Source organism: Candidatus Limimorpha avicola (assembly GCF_056978975.1).
In genome coordinates this window covers 40,053-59,608 of sequence record NZ_DBMCYK010000017.1, presented here as the reverse complement: position 1 = coordinate 59,608, position 19,556 = coordinate 40,053, and the positions used below count along the sequence as shown (strand labels likewise).

General features: G+C 41.6%; 12 protein-coding genes and 1 pseudogene. 6 read left to right on the top strand and 7 right to left on the bottom strand.

What is annotated here, in order from left to right:
- The 5 genes and pseudogenes from ACZOVS_RS08215 to ACZOVS_RS08195 form a co-directional block, all read right to left on the bottom strand.
- Positions 1–195, bottom strand: a pseudogene (locus ACZOVS_RS08215) (restriction endonuclease subunit S); the annotation flags it as partial.
- 5 nt (positions 196–200) lie between these two features.
- Entirely contained in the window at positions 201–1,373 is a 1,173-nt protein-coding gene (locus ACZOVS_RS08210; RefSeq protein WP_420867965.1) for a PDDEXK nuclease domain-containing protein, read from the bottom strand.
- Entirely contained in the window at positions 1,363–2,781 is a 1,419-nt protein-coding gene (locus tag ACZOVS_RS08205; RefSeq protein ID WP_204402249.1) for a type I restriction-modification system subunit M, read from the bottom strand. The genes ACZOVS_RS08210 and ACZOVS_RS08205 overlap by 11 nt, the downstream gene beginning before the upstream one ends.
- Positions 2,782–2,785: 4 nt before the next feature.
- Positions 2,786–5,491 carry a type I restriction endonuclease subunit R gene (locus ACZOVS_RS08200; protein ID WP_483996746.1) on the bottom strand — a complete coding sequence of 902 codons (2,706 nt, stop codon included), beginning with the start codon at positions 5,489–5,491 and terminating at the stop codon, positions 2,786–2,788.
- A 67-nt stretch (positions 5,492–5,558) separates the two neighbouring features.
- Complete coding sequence (locus ACZOVS_RS08195; protein WP_087249120.1) at positions 5,559–5,765, bottom strand: helix-turn-helix domain-containing protein; 207 nt, start codon at positions 5,763–5,765, stop codon at positions 5,559–5,561.
- 122 nt (positions 5,766–5,887) lie between these two features.
- Here ACZOVS_RS08195 and ACZOVS_RS08190 point away from each other — a divergent pair, with 122 nt between their 5' ends.
- The 6 genes from ACZOVS_RS08190 to ACZOVS_RS08165 are packed head-to-tail and all read left to right on the top strand — an operon-like array spanning position 5,888 to position 13,529.
- Positions 5,888–8,257, top strand: a complete 2,370-nt coding sequence (locus ACZOVS_RS08190; protein ID WP_483996744.1) for an AAA family ATPase — start codon at positions 5,888–5,890, stop codon at positions 8,255–8,257.
- A complete protein-coding gene (gene mcrC / locus ACZOVS_RS08185; RefSeq protein ID WP_204402250.1) occupies positions 8,254–9,297 on the top strand; it encodes a 5-methylcytosine-specific restriction endonuclease system specificity protein McrC in 1,044 nt (347 codons plus the stop codon). Before ACZOVS_RS08190 ends, mcrC begins: the two co-directional genes overlap by 4 nt.
- Positions 9,298–9,299: 2 nt before the next feature.
- Positions 9,300–9,962 (top strand): radical SAM protein, encoded by a 663-nt coding sequence (locus ACZOVS_RS08180; protein WP_087249114.1) that lies wholly within the window; start codon positions 9,300–9,302, stop codon positions 9,960–9,962.
- 19 nt (positions 9,963–9,981) lie between these two features.
- Positions 9,982–11,124: an HIRAN domain-containing protein gene (locus ACZOVS_RS08175; protein ID WP_483996743.1), complete on the top strand. Its 1,143-nt coding sequence runs from the start codon at positions 9,982–9,984 to the stop codon at positions 11,122–11,124.
- Positions 11,125–11,138: 14 nt separating this feature from the next.
- Complete coding sequence (locus ACZOVS_RS08170) at positions 11,139–12,275, top strand: ADP-ribosylglycohydrolase family protein (RefSeq protein ID WP_483996742.1); 1,137 nt, start codon at positions 11,139–11,141, stop codon at positions 12,273–12,275.
- Positions 12,276–12,311: 36 nt separating this feature from the next.
- A complete protein-coding gene (locus tag ACZOVS_RS08165) occupies positions 12,312–13,529 on the top strand; it encodes an IS256 family transposase (protein ID WP_483996741.1) in 1,218 nt (405 codons plus the stop codon).
- Between the two features lie 169 nt (positions 13,530–13,698).
- On the opposite strand, the gene ACZOVS_RS08160 is transcribed toward ACZOVS_RS08165, so the two are convergent.
- Entirely contained in the window at positions 13,699–14,664 is a 966-nt protein-coding gene (locus ACZOVS_RS08160) for an MBL fold metallo-hydrolase (RefSeq protein WP_249054969.1), read from the bottom strand.
- Positions 14,665–14,758: 94 nt separating this feature from the next.
- Positions 14,759–19,459: an AVAST type 2 anti-phage system protein Avs2 gene (avs2, locus tag ACZOVS_RS08155; protein ID WP_483996740.1), complete on the bottom strand. Its 4,701-nt coding sequence runs from the start codon at positions 19,457–19,459 to the stop codon at positions 14,759–14,761.
- Positions 19,460–19,556 lie beyond the last annotated feature (97 nt).

Genomic DNA, 19,556 nt, shown 5'->3' with positions numbered 1-19,556 from the left:
CTCATAATGGGGCGTATCAGAAGTCTTTGCAGACTTTTTACTCCTTTTTATCTTCCCTTCTTTTATCAAGCGCTCTTTCTCTGCCTTGATGCGTTCAAGCAAAACAGAAGCCGGTTCATCATTCGGGTCTTGCGGCACGAGTCTGCCATGAATGGCAAGGTCTAATATCTTTTGACGTAATTTATTGGTATCCATGGCGATCAGTCTTTATTCAGGAACAGGTTACAAAATTCGTTCAATTTCTCCTGCATACGCTCCTGCGGAATAAGGATGCGCTTGTATTCTGCAATCATCGTAGGGCTCATGCTCCGGCTCATGGCATATTCCACCACTACCCGGTCAGCTTCCGGACAGAGAATTATACCAATAGACGGATTCTCATTGGAACGTTTCACATCACGGTCGAGTGCTTCCAGATAAAATTCCAACTGGCCGAGGTCGCGAGGATGGAATTTGGTCTTTTTCAATTCTACAGCAACCAGTGCCTGCAATCCACGATGAAAGAACAACAAGTCAGCCTTGAATGTGGAAGCCCCGATATTGAGACGATATTCCTGATCCATGAATATGAAATCCTTGCCCAATTCAAGAATGAACTGCTTCATGTGCTCCAGCAATCCGTTTCTCAACCGGGATTCACTATGCTTTTTCGGCAAATCCAAGAAATCAACAAACAATGTGTCTTTGAACATAATGGGAGCATTAGGGTATGTCTCAAGCAATCCTTTTGACATATTGTCCTTGCTGCCCAATAAAGCCGAAAATGTCTGGTTCGAGATACAACGCTGTAGTTCCCGTTTTACCAGATGTTCTTTATTGGCATAGAGTATGTAGAACATCCGTTCTTCGTTATTTTTACAGCGGCATAGTATCTCTATATGGTTGGTCAATGTGGTCAACTCCAGTATCTTCGGCATCTGTCCTATTACCGTCTGGACAATTTGTGCAGTTTTTGGCTGCACAGTTATCGCATGGTCCGATGAAGGTTCAAAATTAGATGCCTCTATTTGTGCAGTCGTTGGCTGCACAAATTCCGAAGACAAGAAATTCTCCACTGTCGTTAAAAAAGACGTTGTAGAATACGCATCATAAAACATGACCATATTGTAAATACTTCTTCTGCTATATCCTTTAATATCAGGCCGCTGTGAGCGGATATATTCAGACAGTTGCGTCACGACCTTACTTCCCCATTCTTCGCTTTTCAGTTTGGCTGAAACATAACCTCCCACATGCCATGCCGTAAGCAACAACTCCTTATTGACCGCTTTAGAAGCACGGCTTTTATGCTGGAGAATGATGTCTATGACTTCCCCGAACTGCTGCTCAATTGAAACGGTTATCTTATTATCTCCCATAGATTCAATCTTCATTTATGTTTGCCAACAGTTTTTCAAGCTCTGCCACAGCAGCACTTATCGTCTGGCTTTTTTCTTTTATATCCGCCATCAGTTCCGCCAAGGTACGCTCATCCTCCTCTCCACCCTGTTTTATCCATGTAATGTCAAGGCTCGTTTTGTCTCGGGCAAAAATATCTTCTACCGGATATTTCCGCCATCGTCCCTGCGGATTGTTTTCCGCATCGTAGGTTTCTACTCTGTTATTGTAACAAGAGACGAAATCATCCAGATGATGGCGTTCGAGCTTGTTGGTGGCAAGAGTATGCTTGATACCTGTACGATAGTCGTAAAACCAGACCTCTTTTGTCGGTTGTCCTTTCATAAAGAACAGGACATTGGCTTTTACGCCTTGAGCGTAGAATATACCCGTAGGCAAGCGTAGAATGGTATGCAGATTAAAATCCGTCAGCAACTTCTTTCGTATCGTTTCACCCGCACCTCCTTCAAAAAGAACATTATCCGGCAATACTACGGCTGCACGTCCTCCGGTTTTAAGCATCAGCATTATATGCTGGAGGAAGTTCAACTGGTTATTCTTTGTCTCTACATAAAAATCCGGACGGTTAATGTCAACAGATCCTGCCGGACGTGTTCCGAACGGAGGATTTGCAAGTACTACATCTACAAGAGTAGCTGGTTCTTTTTCCAACGAATCTTCACACACAATAGGACTTCTGTCTGTACCTACGCCATGCAAATACAGATTCATAGAAGCAAGCGTTACCACCAATGGAGTATTGTCCACACCATGTAAGGCACTATTACGCAGGAAATCTCGTTTCTCCTTACTTGCCGATTGTCCTTTCATATAATCGTATGCAGTCAAAAGGAAACCACCTGTTCCACAAGCCGGGTCACAGACCGTTTCTCCAATTTGCGGAGCTATACAATCCACCATCGCCTTGATAAGCGGACGAGGCGTAAAATATTGTCCGGCACCGCTTTTCTTGTCCTGTCCGTTCTTTTCAAGAATGCTTTCGTAAATAGCTCCCTTCACATCACCATCCATGATAAGCCATTGCTCTTCATCAATCATGGAAATGACCTTTTTCAAATAGACAGGCTTGTCAATCTTATTTTGTGCCTTTGTATATATAGTGCCAATCAGATTCTCTTGTTCACTAAGTAGTTTAAGCGTATCTTCATACTGCCTAACCAGTTCCAAACCGTCAAGAGAAATCAAATCCACCCACTGATAGCCGTCTGGAATAGCGGATTCTTCTCCAAACATTTCCACATTCTCGGCATCCATCTTCAAAAACAGAAGATAGGTAAGCTGGGTTATATAATCGGTAAACCCAATTCCTTGCCCGGCAAGAGTAGTTGCCAGATTCCATACCTTCTTTGTAAGTGATTGCTCTGTTGTATTATTTGTTGCCATATTTTTATGCTGCTTTTCTTAAAACCACGAATGTATAAAGAGAACGGAGCGCATCGTCTGCTTTCTGCATATTACCGAACGCCCGTATCATTTGTGCCGCATGGGTCGCATCGTCTTCACGGATATCCTTCACTGTACAAGCACCATTGGAGGCTATGTAATCCACTATGCGACTTATCACTTCACGCTGCTTATCGGTTATTTCACGTTGGTTTTGTCCTAACCACAGATTGAAATACTGCTTGGAGGTAGCTACCACGCTATCCAACCGTTCGATTTGCCGGAAGGCATAACGCACAAGCTGGATAATATTTGTCAGTGCATCGCTTTCTTCTTTTGTAGTGGAACGTCGCACGCTGTTTGGATTAAGAATGGCATACGAGTTCCAAAGTTGTTTGGAAGTGAAATGGTTGTCTGCCATTTTGAGCTTATTCTCCAAATCTTTCAACATTGAATAGGTAATAGGTTCTCCTTCATTGTTGTAAATGATTCGCAATGCTTCAATTTCATCACTGTGTTCTCTACAAAACTTCTCGAAAGCCTCGGTTGTATTTTTGGCTTCTTCAATGGAAAAACCTTTCGAGATAAGCGTGTCTTCTCCCGGCATCAGCGTATTGACAAATCCGGCGGCGAGAATAAGCAAATATCGTCTTGCATCCGCATGATTGGCAAGAGGAGCAACCAATCCCTTTCGCTCGTTATTTGGCTCATCAACACTGATAAAAGGCGGAAGCATGCCGTTTTCAAGTGAACCATAAATCCGGGAAGCAAGGTCTTTCATGTCATCATGAGCCAGACGAGCAAACTCTGCCCGTTGAGAGTTGTCTGCCTTGTTATATATTCTGGAAAGCGTTGCGGCAAGACGTTGCAGGTACTCATCAGGAATATAACCATGACTGATACGCTCCAATAGTTCTTTAAGGGAGATAATCTTTGTTGTCGGTTCATCCGTAGCCGTCGGTATAGTCTTTTCGTGTTCAGTTACACCTACGGCATCTACCAAGTAGAAGCAGTCTTTGCTAAAAGCGTTCGGGGTCACATTACGCAGTTGTTCATCTCCGATGGTGCGAACACCGCGTCCTTTCATCTGTATATAGAGAGGCAACGATTCGACATCACGCATGAACATCACCACCTCCAACGGCTTTATGTCAGTCCCTGTCGCGACTAACGTGCAGGTCACTGCTATACGGAAATCCCTGTCATTTCGGAACTGGCGTATCAGCTCGTTGCTATCACCTGCAGAATATGTTATTTTCTGTATAAAACGGTTATCGGTACGCCCGAATACCTCTTTCGCTATCTGCACGATATTGGTAGCGTGAGTTTCGTTGAGTGCAAATATCAATGTCTTCGATAGCCAGTCAAAATTGGCTTCCCTTTGAGGGTCATTGAACAGTTCGGTATAGACAGCATCCCGATAAGTGGATAGGACAAGCTTGATTTGTGCCGGGTTGATGACACTTCGGTTTAACTCCTTGTTAGTATAGGTCTTGGCTTCTTTGTTTAAGATGGTTTTAATATCTCCTGTATAGCGTGTTTCCTCTTTTACCTTTTCCCCTTCCAATATAGCACCGCCATTTTCCGTCACCTGTGTTTTGATTCTATACACACGGCAATCCACATTAACACCATCAACTATGCTTTTTTCCAAGGTATAGTTGACTATGCGGTTGTTATTGAAGAATGCCATGGTTTCAGGAACAGGCGTGGCTGTCAAGCCTATGAGTCTTGCTATATCGAAATACTCCAGAACTTTCCGCCAGTTGCCATATATTGAACGGTGACATTCATCTATGATGATCAGATCAAAATAATCATGCGGTAGGTTCGGATTAGGCGGCAAAATGATTTCTTCGGTTGGTTCATTGCCATCATCTTCATCGTTATCTTCGATAGTATCCCCTTTCAAGAATGAAAAAAGTCGCTGAATAGTCGAAATAATCACATTACTGTCTGACGGAATGGATGAGGAACGAAGCCTGTTCACCGTAAATATGGTATTGAAGGCATCTCCGTTTTCTGTCAACCGAAAAGTTCCGAATTCACCCTCTGCCTGTTTGCCCAGATTATTCCTGTCCACCAGAAACAGTATTCTTCGCATGGGAGTGTAGGATAGCAGACGGTATGCGGCAAGGCAAGCCGTATATGTCTTGCCTGCACCGGTCGCCAAAACCATCAGAGCCCGGTTCTGTCCTGCACGAAAACTTTTTTCCAGCTCGGTTACAGCCTCGTACTGGCAATCACGCAATCCTTTTTTCTGCAAAGTTGGAAGTCCTGCGAAATAATCACTTATTCCCAACTGTTTGACTAATTCATAGGGAGTCGGAATAGCTATGATCTGTTTAAAGCCCTGCTCTTGTTCACGAAAATCACAGAAATACAGTTCCTTGCCATTTGACGTGAAGATAAACGGCAATGGTTTCTGATATGCCTGATAGATATGAGGAACACTTTTAGCATATAATGCCGCCTGCTCACATACCTTATCGGAAAGAGCATCTATATCTTCCCTCTTTGCTTCTAACACACCAACAGCTTTACCATTAATAAAAAGGAAATAATCAGCTTCAAGATTACCTTTTAGCAACCCTTCCCTTATGGCGACAGCCGTACAGGTCGGTTCATAGTCTTCCCTATTGATTACCTTCCAACCCGCCTCGGCGAACCACTGATCTATCTTTTGCCTCGCTTTTTCTTCCGGAGTCATAGTCATTCCTATATTTCTGCATTATCAGAAGTTACACGCCAAAAAGATAACACATGCCCACAGAACATCATTCTCGTTCATCCTTATCTGTTATCAGATCTTTTAAGTCAACTTGAAGGATCTCTGCTATCTGTTGCAGTGTCTCCAAGTTTGGCTGGATTCTGTTACAAGCATAGGCATTAACCATACTGAAACTCTTATCCAGCTTTTTAGCCAACCACGTCTGAGAAATGCCTTTGTCCACCAAGACTGCCTTTATCCTATTTAACTTCATCCTTAAATGCAATTTTATTGTGCAAATATAGCGAATTATATTCGATAGCTCGAATTGTTTTTATATTTTTGTTCTCAAAAACAATAAGTATATAACAACCCCTTTCAAATACTCCTTTGAACATGGATAGAAGAACATTATATAACCAATTTCTACAGCAATTCCCTATTGAAAGTCTTGAGAATATGACTTTGGAAGAGTATAGCAATCTTAATAGAGATAATTCATTCTGCTATTGGCTTGAAGCAAAGACAAAAGAATTAGGGTCAATATGGGGTGGTGCTGCATATAAATTCGGCATTTTTAAGTTCGACAGAACTCCCAAAGACGATAATTCAAAATACGCACATGATGAGAACTATTCGTGGAGTAGCCGTTTGGGAAGCACTTCTGAAGAAGCATTCAACAATGTCCGGAATGCAATTGTAAAGATAGCCCACCATGCACGCAATGCGGAATGGGGCGAGATTGAGAAGATGAAAGAACTTTGGCCTATAACTACATGGAAGATCGCATTCTTATATTCTAATGAGCAGTTATTGCCTATTTACGATAAAGACGGTTGGCTGATTCCTCTCGCCACTCATTTTGGACTACCAAACGCAAAGAAACGCTCCAGAGTTGATTTATACAAATTTTTACTTGAGAAGAAAGGGGATAAAGATTTATATGTATTCTACGATGAACTGCTTGCCATTATGGAGGCAGAAAAATTTAAAGCAAAGAGCAAAGTCTGGCTCTTTGCCCCAGGTGAAAATGCCTGTATGTGGGATGAGTGCAAAGAATCCCAAACCATGCGTCTTGGCTGGGACTTGATTGGCGACTTATCTGAGTTCGAAAACAGAGAAGAACTGACCAAAGCGTTACAGGTGGCCTACGGCAAGGAGGATGCTTCATTTAAGAATGACAGTCTTGCGCTATGGCAGTTTGCACATGAGGTTCGTGAGGGAGATATTATATATGTCAAGAAAGGCATTAACAAGATTATCGGACGAGGAGTTGTAGAAGGTGACTACCGTTACGACGAAACCCTATCGACTTACCGTCACATCCGAAAAGTAAAATGGACTCACGACGGAGACTGGAACTATTCCATTCACAAGCTTGTGCAGAAAACGCTAACGGACATTTCCAAATATCCGGAATTCGTAAAGAACCTGAATGATATTGTTATTGACGGGAATGAAACAGCACCATCCCAGTCAACAACATCAAAGCAATACTGGTGGCTGGTAGCGTCTCCTGACGTATGGAAGTTCTCAGATATTGATGTTGGTGAGATTATCGAATATACATTGGTGAACGAAAATGGCAATAAACGTAGAGTATACCAAAACTTTCTGGATGCCAAAGCAGGTGATGTCGTCATAGGTTATGCATCGACTCCGACCCTGCAAGTGGTTGCGTTGGGAGAAATAGCCAAGGACACAGATGACAAGCACCTATACTTCAGGAAGACAGAACAGCTACTGAATCCCATTGATTACTCGACCATTAAAGGGTATGAAGAATTGCATAACATGGAGTGCTTAGCTGGCGGTGGACGTGGCACACTTTTCAAAGTCACAGAAGACGAGTATCAAGTGCTAATGGAAATAATCCGCAAGGAGAATCCACTATCGGCAACACAGACTCTTGAGGCATATACTGATTCGAATTTTCTGAATGAGGTTTACATGTCTTCTACAGACCTGCATAGACTAAAGGCCCTGCTTAAGAACAAGAAGAATATCATTCTTCAAGGAGCACCAGGAGTGGGCAAAACTTTCACGGCAGAAAGGTTAGCTTATACACTCATGGGCGTCAAAGACAAACAAAGAATCGAACTTATCCAATTCCACCAAAACTATTCATACGAGGACTTTATTCTGGGTTACAAGCCCAATGCGGATGGAGGATTTGAGCTGAAATACGGTATATTCTATAGATTCTGCAAGAAAGCACAGAATACTCCAGACAAAGATTTTTTCTTTATCATAGATGAAATCAACCGAGGAAATCTCAGTAAGATTTTTGGAGAATTACTGATGCTTATTGAAAACAGCTATCGGGGAAAAGAAATCAGGTTGGCATACACGGATGAACCTTTTTCCGTACCGGAGAACTTATACATCATCGGCATGATGAATACCGCTGACCGCTCTTTGGCCATGATAGACTATGCGCTTCGCAGACGGTTCAGTTTCTTTGAGATGAAACCCGGCTTTAAGACAGAAGGCTTCAAAAGCTATATAGCGTCTTTGTCGAATAAAAAACTAGACAATATCATTGACGGCATACAGGTGCTCAATGAATCCATCAGCAATGACGATTCATTAGGCAGTGGATTCTGTATAGGTCACAGCTACTTCTGTAATCAGTCGGCGTTCTCTATGGAATGGTTGGAGAATGTGATTGAATATGACATCGAGCCTATGCTCAAGGAGTACTGGTTTGATGATGTCCAAAAGTATGAATCACATATCAACACCTTGAGAAGCTTGTTAAAATGACAATAGACAGAACCATACCCATAAAGAACATATACTATATGCTCACCTACGCATTCAAGGAGTTGAGACACAACAATTATGAGTATATAGCCGGAGAAAGTTTCGACAATATATACGACCTGTTTGCCGAAATTATCTCCAAAGGCATAGCATATCTATTAAAACAAGGATTGCATAAGGAGTATGCCATCATAGAAGACACTCTGACCACCTTAAGAGGTAAGTTAGACATACAAGGAACAATCAAAGAGAAAATCAGTCAGCGTACATGCCTTGCCTGTGAATATGATGAACTTACAGCCAATAATCTCTACAATGCAATTGTAAAAACAACAGTCAATTTACTTCTTGGTAAATCTGATGTTAAAATTGAGAGGAAAAGAAGCCTCAGAAAACTGATGCTGTTCTTTGACGGCGTTGACACCATGAATCCATCATTCATAAGATGGGATTCATTAAGATACGACAGGAACTCCAGAACTTATCAGATGTTGCATAGTTTGTGCTATTTCATATTGAAGAACCAGCTATTATCTACAGAACAAGGTGACACCAAAATGCCACAGTTCTCTGACGAACACATGAACCTGCTGTTCCAGCGTTTTGTAATAGAATACTACAAGAGGCATCATCCGGAATATAAAGCCTCTGCAAAGCAGATAAAATGGAATGTTAGCGACAATAGTGTAAGTTCATCAAGCATGTTGCCTATCATGCAATCAGACATTACGCTGACGCTTGATGAGCGAACACTTATCATTGACACTAAATATTACAGCAGGAACTTTCAGGAGCATTTCGGTAAGCCCACCTTCCACTCCTCTAACATCTATCAAATACACACTTACGTTATGAATGAAGACAAGGATCATACCGGGAATGTAGATGGTCTGCTGTTGTATGCTAAGACAGCAGCAGACATTCAACCTTATGGCAATTTTAAAACTAATGACGGGAATATCTTGATGGTCAGAACCATGGATCTAAGTCGGGATTTTGAGCATATCAAAAACGATCTAGATAAATTAGTGATATACTAACTATGCAAGACTTCGGAAGTACAATAAAAGCACCGATATTCGCCATCAGCAGGCTGCGTATGGGGACTGACGGCAAGGGCATTACTACGCTAGTGGCTTTCATGGGCTGTCCTCTGAATTGTAAATACTGCCTGAATCCGCAATGCCACGAACCCGTCTATGAAACTGACGGCACAACTCTGCTGAAAAACATAATGATGCTTACGCCTCAAAACCTGTATGAGTTGGTGAAAGTTGACAATCCCTATTTCCAAACCACGGGCGGAGGCATTTGCTTTGGTGGTGGAGAACCTACAATGTACGCGGATTTCATTGTGGAGTTTCGGAAGATATGCGGTCATAGATGGAAGATTACCTTAGAGACCTGCCTGCATTGCTCAGATAACGTAATTAAACAGTTGAGCGAGGTGGTTGACCATTGGATTGTAGATATCAAGACAATGGATCCACCCGCCTACGAGCAATATACAGGAAAGACATCAGGAGTTCTACAGCAACTGAGCTTACTTCAAATGAACATACCACAGGAAAAGGTAACGATAAAAGTTCCGCAGATACCCGGATTTACTGACGGTCGCGATTTAGACCTCGATATCAAGGATATTGAACGACGCTTTAACTTCACGGACATTATAAAGGTAAGATATAGAACCAATAACCGCTAACATTCATAACACTACGAACATGGAAACTGGTAAAGAAAAATGCGAAAGACTGAAAGCAATCCGAAAGCAGATAGCAGAACAGTATGGTTTGGAATACGTCCCGACAGAATGTACCCACAAGGGCGAGTGCACGGGCACTTGTTCCAAATGTGATGCAGAACTGCGTGACTTGCAGGAACAGTTAAACAGGAAAGGAATTATGGATATTGACCTGAATGTGAAAATCCCCATTCAAGGCAGTGGAGATGACACAACTGAAAATGCAGACATACATATTCTTCAGGGTGAAGTAGCTGCTCCTGAACTTCCGCTGGATGGTATGCCTGCACCACCTTTCATACCCCGCCGAAAAATTCATGTTCTGTATAAAGAGTGTCATATAGCAGGAACTACATTTCACAATCTTGAAAATGTATGGGATGAACTTTATGAGGGTGCGGAACTTGCTTTGGTCAGAGAGAAAGGCAATCTGCACGATAGGAATGCCGTTGCCGTAGCATTGGCAGATGATTACAATGGCGATCCCGAAGATTTTGATTTCGATTATATCTTAGGTTATGTTCCACGTACCGAGAATGAGCCCATAGCCATGATGTTGGATATGGGCTGGACAGAGACTTTTGGATGCGAACTCAGCCGGATCGAGGGAGAGAATCCACGAACCGGGAAACTGTATATGAAAATCTATATTGTAAGCAAGGATGAAGTGGAGGTTACCAACCATCTGCTGAGGGCGATGGAGCTTGATGACGAAGAATTTGCCGACTTCACAATCTCGTTGCTCAATCAGGGATGTACCTATTTTCGTTGGGGTGGCTTTCCGCCTTGGAAACGAAATCTTCCGAAGAAAAAGGACAAGGTGGTATTCATCTATAGACATGGAAACGAAGTAGATCTTTACCTACTCTATTGTATAGCCGTAGGCGATGATGACGCTGCCTATTTTGTGGAAGAAAAAGAACTCCTTCATGCCGTTGACGACTGTTGTTTCTATGTCTTTACCAATGCCAAAGGTCCCGTCACTGTAGCTAACGAGCAGCTTGATTTTCTGAACGGAGAGCCGGTAGAAAGCGGTCAGCCTGAAACATACCTTTCCGAATCTGCATCAGGAAGACTGTATGAATTGTTTGGAATAGAAAAACCTCAATTTGACGGCAGATAAAATATTTTGGAAATATGTTAGGTGCAATCATAGGTGACTTGGCGGCATGGACGTGGGAGAACGATCACGAGAGCTTTTATCCGAAATTGGTTTCTCAGGAAGCAAAATTGTCAGATTATGCCCATACCTTATTGGTTACATGCGATGCCCTCATACATGACAGAGATGTGCCGATAAGCGAATATCGGAGACTGTTCTCTTTTGACGGATGGGAAAAAGAGCGGATAAAATCTGTCATAAGGGCAATTGCTGTTGCATGGCTGTATGAGAATGAAGAAGAAATGCGACATGCCATAAAGACCTATTGTTATTGTCTATGGAACGACAAAGAAGAAATTTATGCTGCATCCTTTATGGCTGAAATCATCTACGCATTACGGCATGGGACAACAAAGAAAGAGGCCGGGCAAGTGGAATTTGGTGGTACATTCTACTCTTTTGCACAAAACGATAACTGGCAGAAAGGGACTGGAGCGCTCAGCATACTTATCCGTGCATGGAATGCTTTCTATTGCGCTTTCGACTATACAAGTGCCATACACAATGCGATAAAACTTCCCGGAAACAGACAAGTCAATACCATTCTTACAGGAGCGTTTGCCGAGGCCATGTATAGCTGTGAAATGACGTTTCTCAAAAAGAAATACAGACCGGAGGGAAACTGGTACAACCATATTGTGTTTCCTGACAGCATCATTGCAAAATATTCAGACATTCTCAACACCATCAAACAACACAAAGAAAATGTCCGTGTATTCTACCCTAAAAACCGCGCCTTGACAAATGTGGAACTCCATAACTGGATTACGATTGAGAATCCGTTTCAGAACATACGGATTAACACCGAATTACGCAGACGTATTCTCAAAGCATTTGATACGGGTTGGGAGGCACGATATGGATTCTATCTCGATGATGGCTGGATTTATGTCTGCCGCAGCGGTATTCTCCTGCATAGATTCCAATTGCATCAAAACAAGGATGGTCTATGGGATATCGTACATCTACAAAGAAGTGAGGCCAAACAAAGCAATAGTACGGTAGACATTACAGAAGCCTTATACGTTTGTGAACATCGATGGTTTTTGAAGAGTGGCGAGCAGAAAACATCTGAACAAAATCGAGACTGTAAACTAAAGTGTGTCAAGTAAAGGAAAAGCGATTAACTTTACAGACACACTTTAATTATGAGCAATTCATTTGATTTTGAAGGGTTCAAGGCGAATGCTATTGAACAGTTGAAGGCCGGAGTCCCTCTTTCCGGCAAGGATGGAGTATTGGCACCGCTGTTGGAGAATCTGCTTAACAGTGCCCTTGAAGGAGAGATGGACAGCCATCTGGAAGGAGGCGAACGCGAGTTTGGCAACCGCCGCAACGGACACATGAGCAAGCAGGTACAGACGTCGATGGGCGAAGTGACCATAAACACACCGCGCGACCGGGACGGCACATTCGATCCCCAGGTTGTGCGCAAACGCGAGAAGATCCTTGCGGACTCACTAGCGGACCGGATCATAGGCCTGTACGCCATCGGCAACAGCACAAGAGAGATAAGCGACATCCTGGAGGAGCAGTTCGGCAACCGCATATCGGCCGAGACCATCAGCAGCATCACGGACCGAGTCCTACCTGAGATACAGAGCTGGAAAAACCGTCCCCTGGACCGGGTGTATCCCATCGTATGGCTTGATGCGGTTCATTACAAGGTAATGGACGAGAAGAACCGGCCTGTGACCAGAGCCATATATAATGTGCTGGCGCTCAATTCCGAAGGACGGAAAGAACTTTTGGGCATGTATATATCCAAGAGCGAGGGAGCCAACTTCTGGCTCGGGGTGCTTACGGATCTCCAGAACAGAGGAGTCCAGGATATCCTCATAGCCTGCGTGGACGGGCTCAAGGGCTTTCCAGATGCGATTGCAAGTATTTTCCCGGAGACCACGGTCCAACTGTGCATCGTGCACCAGATCCGCAACTCGATCAAGTATGTCGCGAGCAAGAACCAGAAGGCGTTCATGCGGGACCTGAAGCTCGTATACCAGGCTGTCAATAAGGATGCCGCTGAAAAGGCTCTTGACGATCTTGAAATCAAGTGGGGCGAGAACTATCCGATTGTCATCAAGAGCTGGCGAGACAACTGGGACCGACTGACCGCTTATTTTCAGTATTCACAGCATATCAGGAGGATAATATACACCACCAATACTGTGGAGGGCTATCATCGCCAGTTGCGCAAGGTAACCAAGGACAAGGGAGTATTTACCTCCGACACCGCCCTTGAAAAACTTGTCTATCTCGCATTTACGCGAATCCGGAAGAAGTGGACGCAACCGGTCCAGAACTGGGGGCAGACCGCCCAGCAACTGGCGATCCTGTTCCCGGACAGGTTCAGGATACTGGCCTGAAAAACACTTTTATTTGGAGTTCTTTGATAGGTTTGATAAATTCGCGATCAGAGTTGGCGGACATGTCCGCCAACTCTGATCCTATAAAACTAAGCTTGACACAGTTCAGTTTACACTGCCAACAAAATCTGTCAGACACCAGTTCATGACATGTCTGACCCTTTTCAGTTCATAAATCGATAGCCTCCATATCATGTAAATAATGAATATCAATCATTGATTTCACATACTCTGGGACATCAGATTTAAACATTCTCACCAACCGGCCATCATCATAATTTAAATACAGCGTTACAGGTAGTTTCGAAGAAGCAGAAATTATTCTTGCTACAGTTTCTTTGTTTGGTAGACAATAACGATTAATTCCATCTGCGCTAATAATATACTTTTCACATTGTATCATCTTAAATAGAGCTAAGCTATTATTTGCTACACTTCCATGATGCGAAAGCAAGACAGCATCGCAATGCAGTTTGTTCGCTTCACAATATCCTAGTTTAAACAATGAGTGTATTATAACTGATGGCACAGAGTCAGAAAGCCATAAAATTCTTTTCCCCACACACTCAAACAATGCGGCTATACTGCTGGCGTTCTCAACACTTATGTCTTCTTGAAAACAGTCTGTATTAAAATCATTCAGTGATGTTGCATAATCATCAACAACATTACCCGCTTCAACACTAATCTCATTTGTTTCAGACTTACACAATGGACGATTGTTTGAATATTTTTCTCTAAGTAGGTTCAGTTTGTCCTCATCAGGAGAAAGGATTGTTATCCTCATTCCATCAATACTAAAAGACATCCCCTCTATAACATCACCCAAATCTAATGGGCTATGTGACTGAATATATTCATAGACTTTATCCCCTGAGACTATGCCACATAGCACTCCGTTCTTATTATCAAAAGTTTGTTCAACATCATACATTCTTGGCGGATTATATATCCACCGACAAACAACATTCCCCAAAGCACAATCTTTTTGAATATCTTTTATGAATCTACCAGCTCCGCCAATGTGGTCATCATGAATATGGGACAAGAACAAAGCATCTATCTGTTCTGAACTCCTAATAAGATTTGAAATAACACCTTTCAACACCTGGGTATAAGTCTTAGAGTACCCCATGTCAAGAAATATGTTACGACATCTACCACTTTCACCCTCATATTGTAGATGAAATGCATCACCACACTTTGCTTTGTAACAGAACAGTCTCATATCACACTCTCTTATATGTTCTAAGGACACCTTCCGGAACATTGTTATCATCCAAATAATATACTCCACATGGGGCATATAGGCACTGACATCCCATTCCTCCACTTATATATACCCGCTTTTCCCCCCGTACAATCCACAAGATAGCCAGTCCACTTTGCTTCAAAAATCGTAAAAGAGGCTCCTTTTTAACCAAAATCTGGTCGTACCCATATGTTAACGCCACAAGGTTGCCGTCTTTATCCAAATATTGACCGTCATGTAAATCATACTCCATGCCCATACCCTCGAATAATAACCTGCACGGAATGCTATATTTGCTGATAGTGCCTGACATGTCAGCTTCAATATGTCCGCAGGCTTGCTCACAAGAATAATAATATGGTACATCTAGCCCATCTATTGAATTTGCCCAACCTTGTCGGTTTCTATAAACATCTTTATATGCTGGTGACCAGTATTTTTCCCTGTTCACAAGATATTGCCAGTCGTCGGTTGGTAATTCTATACCATTCCATAAATCTCTACCATCTAAAGACTGTATTGCCTCCTCTTTGTCTTGTTGCTTTACAAGGATGGCATCTGCAGCCAAATAGACATCATGCTTTAAGTGTTTATACTCATATTTTTCCTTACCAATGTCTTTGGGTTCATCCCAACTCCTGGAGTTATTCAGGGTCAACCATTCTATGCCGTTATCATCCAATTTTTGGATTAAAGAAACAGGATCTGGCAAATCTCTAATCATGGATGCCCATGATTCATTTGTACCAGAATACTCCCAGTTATCAAACTGTTCTTCCTCATACCATTCGTGTTCTTCAGCCGCCCAGTTATCATCCGCAGCCTCACTCTCAACGCTTTTTACTCTTGCAATCATTGAAGGATTGATATTTCTCAGAAAAGATTGCCATGTTCCATGAAACAGCTCATATCCTCCAGAGCCCTCGTTTGCATAATCATCCTCATATTTGTAATTGTCTGCCAAGATCCCCATAATCTCATGAAAGGCTATCCACTGATATTTCTTTCCTATGCGGTCTATTCTTTTATCTGAATTACGGAACGTCCAGTTCTTTGCAAAACGATCGTAAGCACCATGCAAATTCACATCAAATCCTAATTCATAGGCTCTCTTAACAACCCAATTTCTAATCCCTTCAGTTGGAAATCTATCATAATGATGTTGCTTCAAAGGTAATTCCCTTACTTTAAAAGGAATCATTATTTCGTATAAAGCCTTTTTCTGCTCTACCGACATTAACTTTTCTATCTTATTACAAATAATTTCGAACATAGTATCGTTTTCGCTAGCATTCTTTAGCCCTTTTTGCCTATTTAAGATTAAAACAGCTTTCCTTTCACACATATTTTTAGCCAGTTTCTTCATACTTCCCTTAAACAGACGTAATGCTTTATTGAATTCTTTTTCATCAGAAATCGGTATTGGATAAAAGTGTTCGATTGTCGGCATAGCTATCTTATTCCAGAAATCCGCCAACCCACCTTTCACCGATTCCCAAATTAGGTTTTGCTCCGAACCTTTTCTTTCCTTGAAATCTGGTGCATCATAATCAATATGAAAGTAGTTAACTTCATCATCGGCAGGCCATGTAGGGAGTGTGGTCGCATATGGCGGGCGAACCTTTTTCATATCAACAGCAGTTATAGCCCCCTTATATCTGGCGTACTCAACAATATTTCTTGCATAATCTCGCAGTAAAATATTTTTTGGTGGGTTATTACGTTTGAAAATGGTTTCATATACATATCTTGCAAGTTTCAACAGCCCATCGCGTGATGAAGTCCGCAATGCGACCCCGTAAGCCACAGCATACAACCGTTCATAGATATACATATCATCCACATTCTCAAACTGGCGTAGCGTTTCAATCAATACTTCTACCTGCTCAGAAAGAAGGTTGACAAGAGCTTTTGTTGCCTCATCTCTGTGTTTAATATATGTTGATGACAGCAACCAACAAAGCATAATGGCTGCCAATCTAGTTGATTCGGGATCTGCTTTTACAGATACATTTTCAGCCCATGCCCAGTCTATCAAACGCCGCAGAGGATTGGCACACCTGTTATCATCATATCCTGCGCAACCATTGAAAAAGAATTGGAATCTGCCATCACGTTTTGGCATGGTAAACCCCATCATTAGTGTATGAAAATAATCAGCATTAAAAGGATGATTAGGGATAGTTGAAAACTCTACCAATTTATTATACCAATAATCAGAATCTATATTGCAATATTTGGAGCCTAGAAACTGCCTTATAGTTTTTTTGTCAATGGATTCTATAGTGCGCCAACACAAACTATTTATCTCGGCCTCAGAAATTGTGTCAAGACATGTATAATATACTCTTTCAAACTCATCTTCTGGAATGAAATGAATGACATCTGTCATCTCATGAGAAAATCTCTCGGGGATTAAGATAGCCATAGCTTCTAGAATTCCGTTGAATGACCAATGCTTGTCTACAAAAATGGAATGCAAAGTTTTGTCTGTATTTATGTTTTCTGCAAACGATTCCCAATCTCGAAACTTATTGACAATTTCACGCGCAATTATAAAATCACTGATCCTCTGATAAGAGAAAACAACACCGTCGATATTTTCTCCATCAAAAGAATACTTCGTTTTAAGCAGCAAATTGTTGTCTATTAGATCTGCAAGCAAATTATGACAAGAAGGAAATTGTTGTTGCAATAATGAGTCTGCATCTTTTATCCTTAGAAGATTATATTTAGCCTCAAATATAGGGAATGCCAGCAGTTTAACCGCCGCACTGACAACATCCCTATATTTATATTCGGATCTCTTTTCAGCAAACTTCTTATCCAAATTCTTGAAGTACTGATTAAACAGTGATGAAACGCCATTAAATCCTTTAGGAAAATTTTTCTCTCCAGAGGTTTCAAGTGTATCGCAAATTATCTTCAAAAATAAAGGGTTACAAAACTCAGGTGTAAGAATGGGAACATTGGGCAAGTTCAACTCATACGCCGAACAGAACTGTCTTACCGCCTCATATTCCAAACCTTTAAATCCTTTATGCTCAATAACGGTAGCTCCCGAATCAGTTTCCACCCCATCGGGAATAACATCATCAAAGTATGTATCACGCACTGACACCACTAAACCTATCGCAGGATAGTCTTTAAGAGACTTGATAAGTCCAGAAAGTTTGTCTTTCCATAATACAGCCTGAGGTCCTTCATTCAGCGCATCAATCATCAGAAGTGCCCTCGAACCTACTTGGGTTCCTATCTGATTGAAACTGGATAGGAATTCCCGGAAAGAACCTACAAAACCTACTTTTGAAGTAATGGTTGTTTCATAAGCCCCCTCAGAGAAGTCTGTTCCTAAGAACAACAAAGTGGGCAGACCATCATCGATTCTCTTACTGGCAACATCACCTAACAAATGCGACTTTCCACAACCAGCTTCACCCTTAATTATCAAATAGGGATTGTTTGCTAGATTAATCTTTAAATCTTCAAAGTTTTCAGTGAATGAATACAAATCTTGAGATATTTCTGATAATCTGGCTTCATCAGCTTCAAGCTCTTTCCTTACATTATCATCTTTTTTTGTCGAGGAATAATCAGAATAAAATCTAAGTCTAACTTCTTCTATTTCGTTTTGAAGAGATTCAACGCGCTTCATCAAACCTGAAAAATCAATGATAGAATCTACATGTTGATCCAAATCTGCCAATGCTACAATAAAATCGTCTCGAATCGCTTTAAGATGAGATTCTAACTGGCCTATTCTAATAGAATCCTTTCTTGTTCTATAGCTTTTCTCTGTTAACCAAGAATCTATATTTTTGTACAATCGCTCAAAATATGCAGGAGTTTTTGCCACGCAGTCAAAATACTTGGCAGCTCCTGTCTTAACATTGACTTTCTTACAATATCTTGGACCCAAGTTTGCTACGGAATCTTCAACATTGTTTTTTAATGTCTTATGTCCTAAACCGTGATACCCGAGGAATGACAATGACATTTTCTTTTTATACTCTTTTTCCAGCAGTTTATTGAAGGAAATCAACCTCTGAGCACTTATAACCTTTCCACGCTCCTCATCAGTGTACCTAATGAAAATTCCATTAATATACAACTCCTCACAAGCTTCTATAAAAATACCGGAACCTGACATTCCGATAATTGTATCTTCACTATAATCGTCATTTGTAGAAAGCTGGAATACATTCTCAGTTATATCTTCATGAAGGTAAGTCATTCTGATCATTGCCAAGAATGACTCTCCATTTTCGTTGGTCTGATCAAGGGTTGCCACAGGGAATCCCTTACTCACTGCTTCGTCAACTCCAAAATTCTTATCAATCACGTACACCGATGGAAGGTCAGAGACAACCGGGGCAAGCTCTCGTTTATTAATAATGATTATACCTGCATCGTCTACGGGATGAAGCAAAATTTTTTGCTTAACAGGGGTAACGTATTCGTATGTACTGGTATCAGGTTTATAAATTCTTAACGATACCCTACCTTTTTCCCCTAACTTTACAAGGCAATGCTTGGCCGTCAAAACATATATCACCCCAGACAATTTCCTATTGGTATAAAGCACACCAGTCCCCAACTTTTCTTTTGAGGTATCATCTTTATGTAATTCAACCGTTAACTGCGTTATTATATTAAGACATGTATCCGTCATAATCATTTATGTCATTTTTTTTCACATCTTCTCATGAAAATCCTATATAGACTTCTTGTCATTCCCAAAATAACCATTATTTTCACACCTGTAGAACATAAGG